At 59.9% G+C, this 18658-nt stretch carries 13 protein-coding genes; 9 read left to right on the forward strand and 4 right to left on the reverse strand.

Going from position 1 to position 18658, the window contains the following annotated elements:
• Positions 1 to 29: 29 nt before the first annotated feature.
• Positions 30 to 2309, forward strand: coding sequence for a xanthine dehydrogenase family protein molybdopterin-binding subunit (locus tag ACYVAC_RS10905; protein WP_461097684.1), 2280 nt, complete (start codon positions 30 to 32; stop codon positions 2307 to 2309).
• Between the two features lie 80 nt (positions 2310 to 2389).
• Here ACYVAC_RS10905 and ACYVAC_RS10910 read toward each other — a convergent pair whose 3' ends face one another.
• The 4 genes from ACYVAC_RS10910 to ACYVAC_RS10925 form a co-directional block, all read right to left on the reverse strand.
• Positions 2390 to 4432, reverse strand: coding sequence for a M13 family metallopeptidase (locus ACYVAC_RS10910; protein ID WP_461097685.1), 2043 nt, complete (start codon positions 4430 to 4432; stop codon positions 2390 to 2392).
• Between the two features lie 200 nt (positions 4433 to 4632).
• Positions 4633 to 5547 (reverse strand): helix-turn-helix domain-containing protein, encoded by a 915-nt coding sequence (locus tag ACYVAC_RS10915; protein ID WP_461097686.1) that lies wholly within the window; start codon positions 5545 to 5547, stop codon positions 4633 to 4635.
• Between the two features lie 118 nt (positions 5548 to 5665).
• On the reverse strand, positions 5666 to 6826 hold the full coding sequence (locus tag ACYVAC_RS10920; protein ID WP_461097687.1) for an esterase: 1161 nt from the start codon (positions 6824 to 6826) through the stop codon (positions 5666 to 5668).
• A 315-nt stretch (positions 6827 to 7141) separates the two neighbouring features.
• Entirely contained in the window at positions 7142 to 7339 is a 198-nt protein-coding gene (locus ACYVAC_RS10925) for a hypothetical protein (RefSeq protein WP_461097688.1), read from the reverse strand.
• Positions 7340 to 7875: 536 nt separating this feature from the next.
• Between ACYVAC_RS10925 and ACYVAC_RS10930 the strand changes: the two genes are divergently transcribed.
• The 8 genes from ACYVAC_RS10930 (at position 7876) to ACYVAC_RS10965 (ending at position 18655) form a co-directional block, all read left to right on the forward strand.
• Positions 7876 to 8190, forward strand: a complete 315-nt coding sequence (locus ACYVAC_RS10930) for an ArsR/SmtB family transcription factor (protein WP_461097689.1) — start codon at positions 7876 to 7878, stop codon at positions 8188 to 8190.
• A 2-nt stretch (positions 8191 to 8192) separates the two neighbouring features.
• Entirely contained in the window at positions 8193 to 8681 is a 489-nt protein-coding gene (locus ACYVAC_RS10935; protein WP_461097690.1) for an SRPBCC family protein, read from the forward strand.
• 516 nt (positions 8682 to 9197) lie between these two features.
• Complete coding sequence (locus tag ACYVAC_RS10940) at positions 9198 to 11123, forward strand: sensor histidine kinase (RefSeq protein ID WP_461097691.1); 1926 nt, start codon at positions 9198 to 9200, stop codon at positions 11121 to 11123.
• The gene (locus ACYVAC_RS10945; RefSeq protein WP_461097692.1) at positions 11077 to 11703 is read left to right on the forward strand and encodes a response regulator; all 627 of its coding nucleotides are present in this window, start codon (positions 11077 to 11079) and stop codon (positions 11701 to 11703) included. Before ACYVAC_RS10940 ends, ACYVAC_RS10945 begins: the two co-directional genes overlap by 47 nt.
• A 100-nt stretch (positions 11704 to 11803) precedes the next feature.
• Positions 11804 to 12478 carry a response regulator transcription factor gene (locus ACYVAC_RS10950; protein WP_461097693.1) on the forward strand — a complete coding sequence of 225 codons (675 nt, stop codon included), beginning with the start codon at positions 11804 to 11806 and terminating at the stop codon, positions 12476 to 12478.
• Between the two features lie 2 nt (positions 12479 to 12480).
• Positions 12481 to 13866: a HAMP domain-containing sensor histidine kinase gene (locus tag ACYVAC_RS10955; RefSeq protein ID WP_461097695.1), complete on the forward strand. Its 1386-nt coding sequence runs from the start codon at positions 12481 to 12483 to the stop codon at positions 13864 to 13866.
• Between the two features lie 86 nt (positions 13867 to 13952).
• Positions 13953 to 15392 (forward strand): TolC family protein, encoded by a 1440-nt coding sequence (locus ACYVAC_RS10960; protein WP_461097697.1) that lies wholly within the window; start codon positions 13953 to 13955, stop codon positions 15390 to 15392.
• A gap of 5 nt (positions 15393 to 15397) precedes the next feature.
• Positions 15398 to 18655, forward strand: a complete 3258-nt coding sequence (locus ACYVAC_RS10965) for an efflux RND transporter permease subunit (protein ID WP_461097698.1) — start codon at positions 15398 to 15400, stop codon at positions 18653 to 18655.
• Positions 18656 to 18658 lie beyond the last annotated feature (3 nt).

Raw genomic sequence — 18658 nt, forward strand, 5'->3', positions numbered from 1 at the left:
GTCTGGTAAACCCACTTAACCCTGTCACCATGAAAACGGATAAGACTACCCATAGCCGGCGCTCTTTTCTGAAGGCGTCGCTGCTCACTGGCGGTGGCCTGATGCTGAGCATCAGCTGGCTTGCGCCCGCGAAAGCTGCCGATAAACGGAAAGCCCTGAACCTGCCCCCGCAGTGGGTATCGCTCAACGGCTATATCCAGATCACGCCCGACAACGTGATCAGACTGCTCTGTCCCAACCCCGAATTTGGTCAGAACGTGATGACCTCGCTGCCGATGATGCTGGCCGAGGAACTGGATGCCGACTGGAAAAACGTGGTGGTGGCCATGGGGCCCCACGACAACGCGAAGCTTGGTCCGCAGTTTACGGGCGGCAGCAACTCGGTGCGTATGTACTGGAAACCCCTCCGCCAGGCCGGCGCTGCCGCCCGGCAGCTGCTTCGCGAAGCAGCCGCCCAGGCCTGGAATGTGCCGGTTGGCGAGGTAACGACCAGCGCCGGCACGCTGCGCCACGCCAACGGCAAATCGGCCACGTATGGCGAGATGGCCTCCAAAGCCGCTCTCCTGCCCGTACCGGCCAACGTGCCGCTGAAAGCGCCAGCGGATTTTACGATTGTGCGGAAGCCGACCAGAAACGTGGAGGGCCGCAAGGTTGTTACCGGCAAACCGCTTTTTGGCCTCGACTATAAGGCCGAGGGCATGCTGATTGCCATGATCCAGCACCCACCCGCGTTCGGCCTGAAACTCAAATCGTTCGATGCCACGCAGGCCCTTAAAATGCCGGGCATCCGGGATGTGTTCAGCCTGAAACTCTATGACGATGGGTTCGAGCAGGGCGGTTTCGACACCCGCACGTTCAACGAGCTGCTGGTGGTCGTGGGCCAGTCGACCTGGGAGGTGATGAATGCCCGCAAGAAACTACTGGCACAGTGGGAGCCAGCCGGCGACGTAACCGATACGATGGGAGGCCGCAGCGGCAAACGGACGGTTACCGTGCCAGGGACGCTTGAAAGCACCGCGTCGCAGCTCGAAACCATGCAGGCCTACGCCCGGCAACCGGCTCAGGTGCTGCGGCAGGATGGCGACCCCGAAACGGCGTTTAAAAACGCGGCCCAGGTCATCGAACGAACCTATACGGCTCCGTTTCTGGCTCACAACTGCATGGAGCCGATGAATTTCTTCGCCCACGTGACCGACAACAAAGCTGTGCTGGCGGGGCCGCTGCAGGCACCGGGCTGGGTTGAGCCAACGCTGTCGAAACTGCTGAATCTGCCCGCCGACAAGATCGAGATTCAGATGACGCGCATGGGCGGTGGCTTCGGTCGCCGGGCCTACGGGCAGTACGTCTACGAAGCGGCTCTGATCTCGAAATGGGCCAAAGCGCCGATCAAACTGATCTACACCCGGGAAGATGACATGACCTACGGTATCTACCGACCCATGTACACGGCCACCTACCGGGCTGCGCTCGACGCCAATAAAAATTTGATTGCCTTCCACGTGAAGGGGGGCGGCATTCCGGAGCATCCCGTGCATGCCAACCGGTTTCCGGCCGGCGCCGTCGACAACTACCTGGCCGAAGGCTGGCAGATCCCGTCGAACATCACCATCGGCGCCTTCCGGGCCCCGCGCTCCAACTTCAATGCGGCTGCCGAGCAATCGTTTCTCGACGAACTGGCCGAGGCCATGGGTAAAGACCCGATTGAGTTCCGGCTCGATCTGCTGAAACGGGCCAAAGAAAAACCGGTGGGTACTAACAATGAATACGACCCCGATCGCTACGCGGGGGTACTGAAACTGGTGCAGGAAAAATCAGGCTGGACTAAGGCGGGCGAATCCACGCCGGGCGAATCCACGCCAGGTTCGCAGAAATACCACAGGGGTGTTGCGGCTTACTTCTGCCATAACTCCTACGCGGCCCACGTGGTCGATATGGTGAGCCGCGACGGACAGCCCTACGTAGAGCGCGTGTTCAGCGCCATGGACTGCGGCATTGTGGTGAACCCGGAGTCGGCCCGGAACATGGTGCAGGGTGCCGTAGTCGACGGTATTGGCAACGCCTTCTACGGGGCACTGACCCATAAGAACGGGGCGCCCGAGCAAACGAATTTCGACACCTACCGCATCATCCGGCATAACGAAGCCCCAAAAACGATCGAGGTCCACTTCGTACAGAACGATCTCGACCCGACCGGCCTGGGTGAGCCGCCCTTCCCGCCCGTTTTCGGCGCGGTGGCCAACGCCCTGTACAAGACCACGGGCAAGCGCCAGTATAGCCAGCCGTTCATGAGCGAGCCGACCAAGCTTTAACAACACCTGAACAGAACGGCCCCCTGCCGACTACTGATGTAGCTGGCAGGGGGCCGTTCTGTTGGGCAGTAGCTTACCCACTACCAGACCGTTATCCGGCTGGCTTCGGGCTTGTACATTTTGTCGCCGGGCTGCAGGTTAAAGGCGTTGTAGAACGGTGTGAAGTTCATCAGGGGGCCGTTCACGCGCCACTTGGCCGGTGAGTGCGGGTTGGTGTTGACGTACATGCCCATGTAGGCATTGCGGGTTTTCACGCGCCAGATTCGGGCAATCGAGATGAAAAACCGCTGATCGGGCGTAAAACCGTCCAGTTTCGTGTTGCTCTTTCCCTGCTCGGTCAGTTTGAACGCGTCGTAGGCAATAGCCACGCCGGCAATGTCGGCCGTGTTTTCGCCTACCGTCAGCGCCCCTTTCACGTGTACCGAATCGAGCACCGTAAACTGATTGTACTGGTCGATGACCTGCTGGGTACGGGCCTTGAATTTGGCGTAGTCGGCCTTGGTCCACCAGTTGGTCACGTTGCCGTTTTTATCGTACTGCGCCCCCTGATCGTCGAACGAGTGGGTAATCTCGTGGCCGATCACCATGCCGATACCGCCGTAGTTCAGCGCATCGTCGGCGTTGACGTCGAAGTAGGGCGGCTGCAGGATGCCCGCCGGAAACACGATTTCGTTGAGCGGGGGGTTGTTGTAGGCCGTCACGGTGGGGGGCGTAGTGTGCCACTCGGTCCGGTCGACCCGCTTGCCTACTTTGGCCAGGTTATAGTCATACTCGTTTTTGGCGGTGGCCAGTCGGTTTTCGAAATAGGTGCCGCGCCGGATAGTCACACCCGAATAATCGCGCCATTTGTCGGGGTAGCCGATTTTCTGGCTGAACGCATACAGCTTTTCCTTCGCCCGGGTTTTGGTCGAGTCGCTCATCCAGTCGAGCCGGTTGATGCGCGCTTCGAAGGCCGTTTTAAGGTTATCGACCAGTGTAGCGATTCGTTTGCGGGCCGCTTCCGGGAAGTATTTTTTTACGTACAGCTGCGCCAGCGCATCGCCTAGCGACCCGTCCACGGCCTGCGTCATTTCTTCGGCCCGCGTTTTCATCACAGCCTGTCCGGTCAGCACCTGCGCATACGCAAACTGCGCGTCGACAAACGGCTGGCTCAGGTAACCCGCGTAGTTGGTCAGCGCGTGCGCTTTCACGTACTGGCGCCAGTCGGCCATCGGCACCGTCGTCAGCAGGGTATTCAGTTTGTCGTAGTAGCCGGGCTGGGCCACGTTGACCGAATCGGCCCGGACGCCCAGCTGATTCAGCAACACGGGCCAGTTGAGTGTCGGCTGCTGGCGGGCCAGATCGGCCACCGCCAGTTTGTTGTAGTTGGCCTTTACGTCGCGCCGTTCGATGTTGGTGCGGTGGGCCTGCGCCAGTTGTTTTTCAAGATCGTACACGCGTTCGGCCTGCTGGCGGGCGGCAGCGGCATCGGTGCCGGTCAGTTCGAACAGGCGGGTCAGGTAAGCCCGGTAGGCCTGCTGGACGCGCCGGGTCGACGAATCGGTCTTGACGTAGTAGTCGCGGTCGGGCAGGCCCAGGCCCGTCTGGCTGAACTGCGCGATATTGATGCTGCTCTGGCGGGTGTCGGGCCCCACGTAGAAGCCGATCAGCGACCGGTCGCCCGCTTTCTGTTCGTCGGCCACCAGTGCCAGCAGCGCGGGCACATCGGCCAGCGCGTCGATGCGGGCGAGCAGGGGTTTGATGGGTGTGTAGCCACGCTGGTTGATGGCAACGGTGTCCATCCCCGACGCGTAGAAATCGCCTACCTGCTGCTCGATGCTGCCCGCCCTGAACGGCCCGGCCGACACGCTATCGAGAATGGCCTGCAGCTTGATGCGCTGCGGATAGTTCAGGAACGAATACGACCCTACGCCGGCCTGACTGTCGGGTATGCGGGCGGTATCGTTCCAGATGCCGTTGGCGTACATAAAGAAATCGTCGCCGGGTTTTTTCGAGGCATCCACGCCCGTCAGCACCACGCGCCGGGCCGGGCTGGCTGTAGTGCTTGTAGTAGCCGGAACCTGGTGGCGCTGACAGGCAGCCGCCAGCAGCACCGGCAGGGCCACGTAAACAAGTTTTTTCATGTAAAAAGGGGCTCGTTGTTGAGGTTACGGCCAAAGATAAGCAAAGCAGCCAGCCGGCCGCCATGCGGTAAGCGGTATTGCCCGCCCCTGCCCGCGCGCGCCCGGCAGCCGCGGTAGCGAGGCCCTGTCGTTTGGGTCAGTACCGTGCCCGCCCAATCGGTCTGGATGCCGGCTGGCCGCGAGTCGCTGCGGCCGCGCACTCAGTCGGGCAGGTTGCGGGCAGCCGCCCGGCGGTAGTCGTTGGGCGACTGGCCAACCCGCTGCCGGAAGAGCCGGGTAAAGTGCTGCGGGTATTTGAAGCCCAGCCCGTAGGCAATCTGACTCACCGATTTGTCGGGGTCGAAGAGCTGGCTCTTGGCCAGATTAATCACCGTCAGTTGAATATATTCCTGCGCCGTTTTGCCGGTTTCTTTCCGGATGAGATCGCCGAAATAATTGGGCGACAGGTTCAGCTCCCCGGCGCAATAGGCCACCGATGGTAGTCCGATGGTCTGGGCTTTCCCACTCCGAAAATACTCGTTCAGCACCTGCTCGAACCGCTCCAGTACGCTTCGATGCACCACGTCGCGCGTGATGAACTGACGGTCATAGAACCGGACACAGTAGTTCAGGAATAACTCGATCGTAGACACAATCAGCCGCTTGCTGTGCCGGTCGATGGCGTGCTCCAGTTCATACCTGATTTTTGAGAAGCAGTCGAGCACCAGCTCGCGTTCGCGGGTTGACAGGTGCAGGGCTTCGTGAAACTGGTAGCCAAAAAAGGAGTATTCCTGAATGTGGCGGCCCAGGTCAGTGCCGTGGAGCAGGTCGGGATGAAAGACAAGCGCGTAGCCTTTGGGCTGGTACGGTTCGCCCTTGCTGACGACCCCGGCCACCTGACCCGGCGCCAGAAACACCAGCGTACCTTCCTGATAGTCGTAGGTATGCCGCCCATAGATCAGATCGCCACAGACAACCTCTTTCAGAAAAATGGTATAAAACCCAAAATACATCCGCCCGCCCTGCCGTGGACTAGCTTTCGACAGATCGACCACGCTTACGAGCGGGTGCAGCGTTTCGTTGTTGTTGAAATCGTTGTAGTCGCTGATTGTCTCAAAACGGCGCAGGCTATCCATAGCACAGGTGTAAAATCCCTTATAAAGCTATCGTTTTTTCGGCAGTCCCGGCTCCCGCTCAGGTCCGACCCGGAATCCTGGTACGCTTTTCCGTAATCTGTATACGCGGGGCCCTCTGCTACCGGAACAGCAGCGGAGCGTACTGGTTGAGGTACTGCCGCCAGTTTAGCCAGGTATGGCCCCCGTCGCTCTCCTGATACTGGTATCTGATCTTGTGCTTATCGAGCAGCGCCAGCGTTTTCTTGTTGGCGTCCATTACAAAGTCATCCTTTCCGATACCAATCCAGAACAATTTCTTACCAGTGTTGAATGCCGGGTCGTTGAGCGAGCGGGCATACTTCGTTTCGGCCTCGTCGACCGAGCCGCCGAAGAAGCCCGAACTGAACACGCCCACGTAATTGAACAGCTCGGGATGGGTCAGGGTTACGTCGAGCGTCTGGAATCCGCCCATCGACAGCCCCGCAATGGCCCGACTCCGGGGGGCGGTTTCCACGCGGTAGGTTTTCTCCACCAGGGGCAGAATATCGGTCAGGAGTTCGTTCGTAAACAGATCGCGTATGCGGTTGATGGCTTGCGCATTGGGCATACCCGTTTGCGGGGGCAGGGGCATGCTGCCGTTGGGCATCACCACCACCATGGGTTTGGCCTTGCCGGCGGCAATCAGATTATCGAGAATAAAACCCGAGCGGCCAATGGTGCTCCAGCCCGAATCATCGTCGCCCGCGCCGTGGAGCAGGTAAAAGACGGGGTATTTCGTGTTGCTCTTCTCGTAGCCGGGGGGCGTGTACACATGCATCCGGCGCATGGCACCCAGCGTGTTCGATGCGTACCAGACTTCGCGCACCTCGCCGTGCGGTACCGCCCGGTTGTCTTCAAACGCCGTTTCGGGGCCGGGCACCAGCAGTATGTTTTCCAGGCTGCTGATGCCCTGTTTAATAACCGGGTTTTTGGGGTCCATGGTCCGTACCCCGTCGACCGTCAGCGTATAGGCGTAGTAATCGGGTTTGAGCGGCCCGATCAGCGCCGACCAGACCCCCTGCTCATTTTTGGTCAGGCTCAGCGGCTTGCCCCCCGCCATAAAGTCGCCCCCGACGGTTACCTCATCTGCTTTGGGGGCGTAGAGCTGAATCATCACCCGATTGTCGGGCAGCGCGCGGGGCGATTTCAGCGTGTCGTTGGGCGTTGGGGTTCGGGCTGGTGTCTGGGCCGTAGCCAGTGTTGTGAGGGCCGCAGCCCCCAGGGTCAGCGCCAGTTGGCGGATGTTGGTGCGTGTGTACATACGGACAGGGAAGGGATTGCTGGGTGTCGGCCGGCTGCCGACTGCACCGTAAAGCAGAAACGCCCCTGTACATCACCACCTTTATGCACGATTTCTGCAATACCCCGGCTGTTTCACGATTCAGGGCATTTCCTCGCCGGGATGCTTCCTGCCACTATCGTGGGTTTTTCTCACCGGCCCACGCCAATCGGGCACCTGAACAGCCCTGCTGGCGGGAAAACCGGCAGTCGCTACACGCGCCCACAGCTATCAGGCCGCTGGCCGACTACTACGCTCCGATTACGCCGGCATTCTGGTAGTGGCGGACTCGGGTAGCTAGGCGCAGACCCGGACCCGGGCCAGCCTGATATCGGTTCGGTTGAACGTCTGCTGCATCTGCATAAACACCCACTCGATGGCCTCGTCGGGATCGGCAGCCGTTACATACAGGTCGCCATCGGCCTGCAGCGGCTTATTGCCCTCATCGAGTACATCGAATGCAATCCGGATCAGTTGTTTTCGTCGGCCAGCCATAGTTATCGTCGGTCAAATAAGTTATAAAAAGCGAAGCCTGCCGAAGCTGCCCACCGGCGCGCCAGCCCGCTCATTGTCAGCCGCTGTATACAACCGTCGGCACCATTGCCCAGGCATCAACCCCTCAAAAATACGGGCCAATTATTTCATCTGTATTATACATAGCAAAATAATCGCACAAACTACCGTAGCCGACAGGCCAAGCACCGGTGAAACCTCAGTGACCACTCACTCGGGCGTGGGTGAATGGATAGTTATAGCCAGCGCCTGCCCAGCCGGGTGTACTCCGCGACGGGAATTGAGCGAGCGGGTGTAGCGGGCGTTTCGACAGGCAGGGTTCAGCCTGAAAGCCGTCGTCCGGACTGCCCATTCTCCATAGCGGCATCGCTTCTGACGCCAGCGATGGATGGGCAGCAAGTGCATGAGTCCCCTCCCGATTGCTGCGTCTGATCCGCTTTTCAAAAAAGACTTGTGAAACCGAATGGTTGCGCTTACATTTGCAACCATTCGGTTTCACAAAGCAACGCACTACAGATATGAGACGCGATATTTTTCAGGCCATAGCCGACCCCACCCGGCGGGCCATCATCACCCTGATTGCCTGGCAGGCCATGACCCCCAACGCCATTGCCGAGAACTTCAACACGACCCGGCAAGCCGTTTCCAAACACCTGCGCATCCTCACCGAATGTGAACTGGTCAGACAGCAGCCGCAGGGCCGGGAAATCCTGTACTCCCTCGACGTCGACAAAATCAAAGAGGTCGATCAGTGGGTGGGCCAGTTCCGAAAAAGTTGGGAAACCCGGTTTGCGCAACTCGACGACGTATTATCAACCCTTAAACACGACTGACTATGGACGATTTTATCGTTGACAAAACAACCCGGACAGTAAGCTTCTCCCGAGAATTTAATGCCGCTCTAGGGCCCGTTTGGGATGCCTACACGAAGCCCGACATTCTTGACCAGTGGTGGGCCCCTAAACCCTGGACGTCACAAACAAAATACATGGATTTTGACGTAGGCGGCCAGCGGTTCTACGCCATGGTAAGCCCCGAAGGGCAAGCGCACTGGTCGATTCAGCGATACACATCCATCAGTCCGAAAACCAATTTCAAGTTCTTCAATGCGTTTGCCGACGAAGACGAAAACCCGCAGTTGCCCGGCTCTGACTGGGATCTGAGCTTCAGCGAGCAAAACGGGAAAACAACGGTCCATATTCGTATCTATAATGAATCGCTTGCCCGTATGGAGCAGATGCTCGCGATGGGTTTCCGGGAGGGAACGGCGATGAACCTCAGAAACCTGGACGCGTTATTGGCAACGTTATCGCAACAGCGGTAAAGCATGTAGCCGACACGGGTCTGGCGATGTGTGACCGCCCGTTTCCCAATCAGTGTCGGCCGCTCAACGAGCGTAGTCTATTCGTTTCTGCGGGGAGAGAACCCATTGCCGCCCGACACAGGCAACGTTACCCAGGCGTTCTATACCTGAGTCTGGCCTTTGAGGCTTTCGCCAGTAGCCCTTTCGGTCGTTGGGTGCTCGCTCATCCAGTGGTTGTCTGGCGGGGTGGCTGGTTCGGCCAATTCGTCGGACCCCGCCCTGCCAGACAGCTATCCAACCCAGTACCCACGGCTGGGTACCGGGCATTAACAGGCCGTCCAGTCGGCAGACACCCGCCCCCTGCGGCCGAAATCACTCAACCCAATTCCCGCCTGCCGCAGCGGTCCGAACCCCGCCCGCCTGCTGGCTGTAAGGCCACTCACCTAAACGCAGCCAGTGGCGTTGCAGCCACGGCAGAAGGCCCTCGATCTACGGTATTATTGCCGTACTTTTGTGAAGCCCCCCGCACCTGAACCTATGCCCAAGTTTAGTTTGACAGCCGGTCTGTGTCTGTATGGCCTGGCGCTGGTTGTGCTGGCTTTATTCGACGCCTTTTCGGCGTCGCCAGTCCTGCCCTCAGACGGCTTCGGCTACCGGATAACCGATTCGTTTACCCAGGCATCGCTCAACAACCGCGTACTGGTTTCGCCGGCGTTTCGGCTGGTACCGGGCGAGTCGCTGCCACGCCTGCAGGCGCGAATCCAGCGCACCTTTGTGCCCAGCCGGAATGCCCATGTGGTTGTCCACGGCCACTCGTCGACGGTGCCCGAGGGATGGGTTTACCTGCCGCTGCGCAACACGGGCAAAACCGGGCGGACCGTTGTTTTGTCGATGCCGCAGCACCGCTGTTCGCAGGCCACGCTCTTCCTGGCGCGGGCCGGCCAAAAACTCGATTCAATCGCGACCATCAGGAACAACACGCACCTGGCCGACCGTTTTTTTCTCAGCTACCGGCTTGCCTTTCCCATCGGAATAGCTCCGGGTCAGGAAGTTGGTATCCTGCTCCGAACCCGTCACCACGTTGGCTACCACGAATTCGACCTGACGCTCAGCGACCAGCACACGTTTCTGGAGCAAATTCTTGGTAACACACTCCGGGAGTGGCTCCTTATTTTCACCTGCGCCATCATCGGTATCGTGGCGCTGCTCATCGGCTTCACCGCACCCAGCCCCCTGATGAGTACGTTTGGGTTCATGATGCTGATGATTACGCTGCAGGTTTCTTTTTTCTATGGTTACCTGAGTGCGTTGCCTTACCCGAAAGAAACCTCGTTTAACAGCACCACGATCGTCATCACCATCAGATTACTGCTCGACTGCGCCGTTCAGCTGTTTATCTACCAGGCCGTGAAGCCGGCGGCCCGGGCCATTCGCTGGTATAAACCGGTTATGTGGACGATCATCGGCATCTGCGTCGGCTGCGTGCTGTTGCATGGCCTGCCCCCCCGGTTTCACCCCTATTTCAACCTGCCCACAAACCGGATTATGAGCGGCATCAGCGCATTCAACCTCGTCTGGATCACTTACTTTAGCCTGGTCGCCTACCGTCGGGAGAAAATTGCTTACATCGGCTTGTTTATACTACTGTTTATTGGCGACATGGTGGTGAAACAATTGAGTGATCTGATTCAGGGCAATCACTTGTCGCTGCTGAAATACCCCACCCAGCATCCGCTGCTGCTCATTACTATGCTCACCTACGTGATTGCCGCGCAGTTTCGGCGTGAACTGGTGACAAGGCAGCGCCTGCAGCAACAGGTGTCGACCACCCGCCAGCAGATGGATACCCTCCGGCGCCAGGAAATCGAACGCATTGGCCGCGACCTGCACGATCAGGTGGGCAACACGCTGGCCACCGCCCTGGGCTACATCACCAGTCCGCAGCCCCAGCCCGACAAGCCCCGCGAACTCATCCGCGACGCCATTACGGAACTACGCTTCCTGAGCCATAACCTCGTCAAAGACGACGACCGGCCCCTGACCGAAAAAGTCGAAACATTGGTGAGCCGGTTCAACGATTTCTCGGCCGTCCGGTTTATCTTTCAGGACTATACCGACCAGCAGGCCAACCACCTGCCCCGGCTTCAGCAGCAGAGCATCTACGGCATTCTCCAGGAACTGCTGACCAACGTGGTGCGGCACTCGGGCGCGAACGTGGCCTTCGTGCAGTTTTTCTGCGACGGGCCCACCATCGAGGTAGCCGTGGAAGACGATGGTGTTGGCTTCGACCTGGCCACCGTCCGGCAGAACGGTATCGGTCTGCAGAACATGTACAAGCGGGCCGAACTGGCGCGCATCACCCTGCGCTTCGACCCGACCCCGGCGGGAACGAGCGTTTTCCTGAGCATCACACCCGATGAACCCCTACCGAACTCTCCTGATCGACGACCACCAGCTGTTTAACGACGGGCTTAAACTCATTCTGAGCAACACACCCCAGTTTACGGTGGTTGGGCAGGTGTTCGACAGCCGCCGGGCCTACGACACCTGCGCCCGGCTTCAGCCCGACCTGGTGCTGGTCGACTACAACATGCCCCACCTCAATGGCGAAGCCGTTGTGACCAAACTCCGGCAACTACCCACCCCCTGCCGGATTGTGATTATCAGCATGTATGCCGAACGCAAGGAGATCGACCGGTTCAAAGCTCTCCACGTCGACGGGTTCATGGCCAAAACCGTACCGGCCGAGCGGCTGGTCATGCTGCTCGACCGGGTGATGCAGGGCGAACAGGTCATCGAAACAGACGTGGCCCGTGCCGAACCGTCGACGGTGCCGGACCTGTTCCAGATTCGGCAACGACTTACCAAACGCGAAATCGACGTCTTGAAAGCGATCAGCCAGGGGCTGACCTCCGAGCAGATTGCCAGCCAGCTCAACCTCAGTTATTTTACGGTGCAGACCCACCGCAAAAACGTCAACCGCAAGCTCCCGCCCATGACCCAAAAGGAGCTGTACGACTTTCTGGAATCGCTGACCGATTAGCGGGCCATGTACTCTACTGGCCGGAACAAGCCCGATCGTGCAGCTGGCAGAACGCAGCGGCTCGGTAAAAAACACTGTATTAATCGCTACTTTCGACCGAATGAAACTATTACTGGTTGAAGACGAGGTTAGTCTGGCTTCGTTTATTCGCAAAGGGGTCGAGAGCGAAGGCTACGATATTGATCTGGCCTACGATGGCCTGATGGGCCAGCGACTGGCTGCCAATAACACCTATTCGGTTATTGTGCTGGATGTGAATCTCCCCTACATGAACGGCTTCGAGCTGTGCCGCTTCATCAAACAGGAAACACCCCGACAGCCAGTTCTGCTGCTCACAGCCCTGGATAGTTTGCCCGACAAGGAAAGCGGCTTCGGTGCCGGCGCCGACGATTATCTGGTGAAACCCTTCGCGTTTCGGGAGCTCATGCTGCGCATCAAAGCCCTCGCCCGGCGCGACAGTGCGTTTTCGGGTATGAAAACCATACTGCACGTCGGCGATCTTGAACTGGATACGGCGGCTCGGGTAGTTACGCGCGCCGGCCAGCATATTGAGCTGACCGCCCGCGAATACGCCCTGCTGGAATACCTGATGATCAACCAGGGACGGGTTGTCAGCCGGATCGACATTGCCGAAACAGTCTGGGACCTTCATTTCGACACCAACACCAACGTGATCGAGGTGTACATCAATTACCTGCGCAAGAAAATCGACAAAGATTTCGGCATCAAACTGTTGCACACCGTGAAGGGGATGGGCTATGTCCTGCGGGGTTGATTATGCAGATCAAACACAAACTCATTCTGTGGTTTTCGTTGCTTGTGGCCGGGTTGCTGCTGATTTTTTCGATCTATGTGTACAGCACCTACGCCAACTTCCGCCAGCGATCGATCGAAGACCGGCTGGAGCGAAAAGCCCGCGTAACCGAGCAGCTGCTGACGCTGCGGGGTGCCGTGGCAGGCAGCGTAATTACGTCGATGCCCGAGCAGACCGAACACGTCTATTCGCCCACAGACAGTCTGATCTACGAGAGCCAGCAGACGAGTGATTTCATAGCCTCACCCGCCTTCCGGCAGCGGGTCCGGCGCGAGCGGCTGGTTCGCTTTCAGTACGAAAGCAAGGGTCACCTGTACCCCAAAGACGGCGTGGCCCTGACCTATGCCGGGGTATCGCCCGACGCCAGTGGGCAGCACTATGTGGCAATCGTGACGGCTTACGATCAGGATGGTTACCAGCGCCAGAAAAATCTGCGCGACCTGTTTATTCTCGGCAACGGCGTTGCCATCGGCCTGGTCGTACTGGTCGGCTATTTTTTCGCCCGGCAGGCGCTCAAACCCCTCAGCAACCTGATTGGGCAGCTGCAGCGCCCCGTTACCAGCCAGCCTTTTCGGCTGCACCCCGACAATCCATCCGACGAAGTGGGTGTACTGGCCCAGGCCTTCAACGATCTGCTGACCCGGCAGGAGCGGCTGGTCGACAATCAGCGCTCGTTTATTGCCCAGGCATCGCACGAGTTGCGCACACCCCTGACTACGATCAAAGGCTGGCTGGAAACATCCGTGCTCTACGATACCGACCTCGACAGTCTGCGCCGGGGCATGGCCCAGGCCATTACGGAGCTGGACAAGCTGACGACGCTATCGAATGGGCTGCTGCAGCTGGCCCGCATCGACGGTGTCGACGCCCAGCTCGACCGGCAATCGCTGGCACTGGTCGACCTTGTGCTGGACGCGGCCGATACGCTCGGGCAGCAACGGCCGGGGCAATCGCTGTCGGTTGAACTCAGCGACGGCATGCTCGAACAGCCCAGGCCCGTTACCGTCTGGGGCAATGCGCAGCTACTCCGCACCGCCCTGCTCAACCTGCTCGACAATGCCGCCAAGTACTCGAACAGCCAGCCGGTTACGCTTCGTCTGGAAATGGATACCGAAGATCGGGCGCGCATCCGCATCGAAGACCGGGGCATCGGGCTGCCCCCCGGCGAAACAGACAGCGTGCTGCTGCCACTCGTTCGTGGATCGAACGTACAGACGATTGGCGGCTTCGGTATCGGCCTTACTCTCGCCTACCGGATTATCAGCCTGCATGGCGGACAGCTGCAACTCCGGCCGCGCTCCGGCGGAGGCACCATTGCCGACCTTGTTCTGCCCGTTCAGCCAGCCTGAGCCATTCTAATTGTAAACTAATCTACGGCTAATATTCCCCTAATGATGGCCCCATAGCTTTGCCGCTGATCCATTTCATCAGGCTTATGCGTAAGGGGACAATCTATTTTTGGGGACTGCTGACCCTGCTTGGCACCGGCCCGGCAACCAAGCTGCTTGCCCAGTCGACCCAGACCGCCCCGACTGGTACCGACGTACTGACCCTGAACAGGGCGCTTGAACTCGCCCGCAGGAACTACCCCAGCCTGCGGGGTAAGCTGGCCAGTGTACGGGCTGCCGAAGCCGAGGCTCAGGCCGTCAGCCTGGGCTTTCTGCCGCAGGCTGGCCTGCAGGCACAGGTGCTCAACGCCACCTCCAATCAGGTGCGGGGCGCGTATGTCTCCAACGGCGGACTGTTGTTGCCCGTTTCCGGCGTTCGCACCGACGGTTTCAGCGGCCAGGCGGCCTTCACCAGCGGCCTGTCGATGGTTGTCGACTGGGAAGCCATTACGTTCGGTCGTCGGCAGGCCCGGCGCGAGCAGGCCCGGCTGGCCATTGAGCAAACACAGGCCGATTACGAAGGCGAACTCTTTACGCATCAGGTGCGGGTGTGCGATGCCTACCTGCTGGCGCTCAACGCCCAGAAAGCGGTGGCGCTGCAAACGGCCAACCTGCAACGGGCGCAGGCACTGCAGCGCATTATCCGGGCCAGTACGGCCGGTGGCCTCCGCCCCGGCATCGACAGTGCTGTCACCAATGCCGAAGTGGCCCGCGCCCGCCTGCAGGTGCTCGAAAGCCAGCAGCTGGCGCAGCAGCAGGTGCTTCGCCTGACCGAACTGGTTGGCCAGCCTGACCCCGCGGCCCGGCTCGATTCGCTTGTTTTTTACAATCAGCAACCTCGCGTATCCCTATCGCCCGGCAGCAACCCCACGCAGCATCCACAGCTGCGCGTTTACCAGAAAAACATTGATCTGGGCCGGGCCAGCGAAACGCTGCTCCGGGCGTCGGCGCTGCCGTCGGTATCGCTGCTGGGCTCGGTGCAGGGCCGGGGGTCGGGCATTGGCGAGCAGGCGCAGGCCGACGGCACCTTTCGAACCGACCCGTCGCCGGGGGCAGGTCTGCCGCTGCGCTCGTTCAACTACATCGTTGGCGTAACGGCCATCTGGCGCCCCACCGACCTGTGGCGAACGCGGGCGTCGGTTTCAGCGCAGCGCGAACGGGTCAATGCCACCCGGCAGGCCTACGACCAGCAGGCGCTCAACCTGCAGGCCGCCGGCCAGAACGCCACGCTGCAATTTCAACTGGCCAAAGCGCGCGCCGAACAGGCGCCCATTCAGCTCGATGCGGCCAAACAGGCCTTCATCCAGTCGCAGGCGCGGTATGAGTCGGGTCTCGACAATGTCCAGGCGCTAACCCAGACGAGTGCCCTGCTGAACCGGGCCGAGGTCGATCAGGCGCTGGTGACCAATGGTGTCTGGCGCGCGCTGCTGCTGCGGGCCGCCACCCTGGGCGATCTCGACTTGTTTTTCCAACAACTTCCCCGCTAACCGCCATGATCAAAGCTGCGCTCGCCAAACCCATTACCGTACTCGTTGCCCTGGCGGGCATCGTCCTGTTTGCGGTACTGGCCCTGCTGAACATTCCGGTCGATATTTTCCCCCGGCTGAACCTGCCTACGATTTACATTGCCCAGCCCTACGGCGGTATGACCTCCGCCCAGATGGAAGGCTTCATTGCCACCCGCTACCAGAATCAGCTCCTGTATGTGTCGGGTATCAAAGCCGTGGAAGTAAAGAATATTCAGGGGCTTTGTCTGGTTAAATGCTCGTTTTACGAAGACGTCAACATGGCGCAGGTATCGGGCGAAGTGGCCAACCAGGTCAGCCGGGTCATGAACTACCTGCCGCCGGGCACCGTACCGCCCACCGTGGTACGTTTCGATGCGTCGAGCCTGCCCGTTGGGCAGCTGGTGTTCAGCAGCCGCCGGGCCTCGCTGGGCGAGATGCAGGACCTGGCGTCGACCCGCATCCGGCCGCTGTTTTCCCAGATTCCCGGCGCGTCGGCTCCCTCCCCCTTTGGCGGAAACGAACGCACGGTGGTCATCAAAGTAGACCCGGAACGGATGCGCAGCTACGAACTGACACCCGACGAGATTGTGCAGGCCGTTGTCAAAAACAACCAGATTTCACCGGCCGGCAGCGTGCAGATGGGCGACTATACGGTGATGACGCCCAGCAACACGGTACTCGACAAAGTGCCGGAGTTTCTGAATATTCCGCTGCGCAAAGGCGTTGGCCCCACCGTTTTCCTGCGCGACGTGGCCAGCGTGGAAGATGGTACCGATGTCACCGTGGGCTACGCGCTGGTCAACGGCAAGCGGTCTGTCTACATCCCTGTCACCAAAAGCGCAGACGCCAGCACGATGAGCGTGGTGAGTGCGCTGAAAGCCAAACTGCCCGAAATGAAGGCCCTGCTGCCCGACGACGTACAGCTCACCTACGCGTTCGACCAGTCGGTCTACGTAACCCAGGCTGTACACAGTCTGGCGGTCGAGGGGGGGCTGGGCGCCATCCTGACCGGGCTGATGGTGCTGCTCTTTCTGGGCGACTGGCGGAGTTCGCTGATCGTTATTCTTACCATCCCGGTGTCGATTCTGACCGCAATCCTGCTGCTGAACCTGACGGGTCAGACTATCAATATCATGACCCTGTCGGGGCTGGCCCTGGCCATCGGCATTCTGGTCGACCAGGCGACGGTCGTAATCGAAAACATTCACCAGCATCTGGAGATGGGCCGGCCGAAAGCCCGCGCTATTCTCGACGCCTGTCGGGAAATGGCGTTTCCGCTGCTGCTCATCACGCTCTGCATTCTGGCCGTCTTTGCCCCAGCCTTTCTGATGAGTGGCGTGCCGCGCGGTATGTTTCTGCCCCTCTCACTGTCGGTGGGCTTCTCGATTATCGCGTCGTATATCCTGTCGCAGACGTTCGTGCCGGTGGTGGCCAACTGGTGGATGAAAGCCCACGCACACGCCCAGCCCCATGCCGAAAGCATCCTGCCCGACCTCAGCGCAACGACCGAACAACAGCAGGAAGTCTATGAAGGTAAGCACCCGGACAAGGTCAGTGGGTTCGAGCGGTTCAAACTGGGGTACCTCAGGCTGCTCGATAGCCTGCTGGGGCGCCGGGCCCTGGTCATCAGCGTGTACGGGCTGGTTTGCGCCCTGCTGATCGGCGTTGGCTTCACACAGATCGGGCAGGACATGATGCCCCGGCAACACCACGCGCGCCAGTTTCAGGTCCGTATCGTGGGGCCGCAGGGCCTGCGCATCGAGCGAACCGAAGCGCTGACCAAACGGGTCATCGACCAGATCGGCGCTATCGTCGGGGCGGAGCACCTGGCCATCACATCGGCCTTCGTGGGCATGACGCCGTCCAGCTACGGCACCAGCGCACTGTATGTGTTCAACGCCGGCCCCCACGAAGCCGTTCTGCAGGTCAACCTGTCCGACGAGTATGCCGTGCAATCGCTCGACGCGCTTAAGGAACAGATTCGTCGGGGGGTACACCAGCACATGCCGGAGGTGCAGCTTTCCTTCGAACCCATCGACCTGACCGACAAGATCATGAGTCAGGGTGCCCAGACGCCCATCGAAATTCTGGTCGGGGGCAAAGACCTGACCGAGGGGCAGCGTTATGCCAGCCACCTGCTGAGTCAGCTAAGGACAATTCCGTATCTGCGCGATCTGCGGATCAACCAGCCGCTGCGCTACCCGACCGTATCGATCCAGATCGACCGCGAGCGGGCTGCGCAGCTGGGACTGAGCACCGACGAGGTGGCCAAGTCGCTGGTTGCCGCAACCGCATCGAGCCGCTTTACGGCCAAAAACCTGTGGCTCGATCAGTCGAAAGGGTTTGCCTATCAGGTACAGATTCAGCTGGAGCAGGATCAGATGAAATCCATTGCCGACATTCAGGCCATCCCGCTGGTGAAAGGGCAGCTCCGCCCCACGCTGGGCGACATTGCAACTGTTACGCCTACCACCGTACCGGGCGAATACGACCGAATTGGCCCCCGACGCATTATCACCGTGTCGGCTAATATCGACAACCAAGACCTCGGCACCGCTACCAGCGACGTACAAAGCGCCATAGCAGCCGCCGGCGACCCACCCAAAGGGTCGATCGTGGAACTGCGGGGCCTGGCTAAGCTGCTTCAGGAAACGCTGAGTAGCCTGCAATTCGGGCTGGGGCTGGCCATTGTCGTCATCTTTCTGCTGCTGGCCGCCAACTACCAGTCGTTCAGAGTCGCGTCGGTGGTGCTGGTCAGTATTCCGGCCGTACTGGCGGGCTCGCTCACCATGCTGCTCCTGACCGGCCAGACCCTCAACCTGCAGTCGTATATGGGCATTATTATGTCGGTGGGGGTATCGGTGGCCAACGCGTTGCTGCTTGTCACCAATGCCGAATCGCTGCGCCTTCGGTACCGCGATGCCCGAACGGCGGCACGCGTGGCTGGTGCGGCCCGGCTCCGCCCCATCCTGATGACGGCCCTGGCCATGATCGCCGGTATGATTCCGATGGCCAGCGGGCTGGGCGAATCGGGTGAGCAAACGGCTCCGCTGGGCCGGGCGGTCATTGGCGGCCTGCTCTTTTCTACCGTAGCGGCCCTGCTGATCCTGCCCGTCGTATTCGCGGCCGTGCAGCGCAAAACAACCTTCGACTCCCCCTCGCTCAACCCCGACGATCCGGACAGCCTGGTCTACGACGGCCATCAGCCAGCGCATCCGGAACCAGCCCCCCTCACCTGTTAATTC

The sequence above is a fragment of the Spirosoma luteolum genome, from assembly GCF_054778875.1.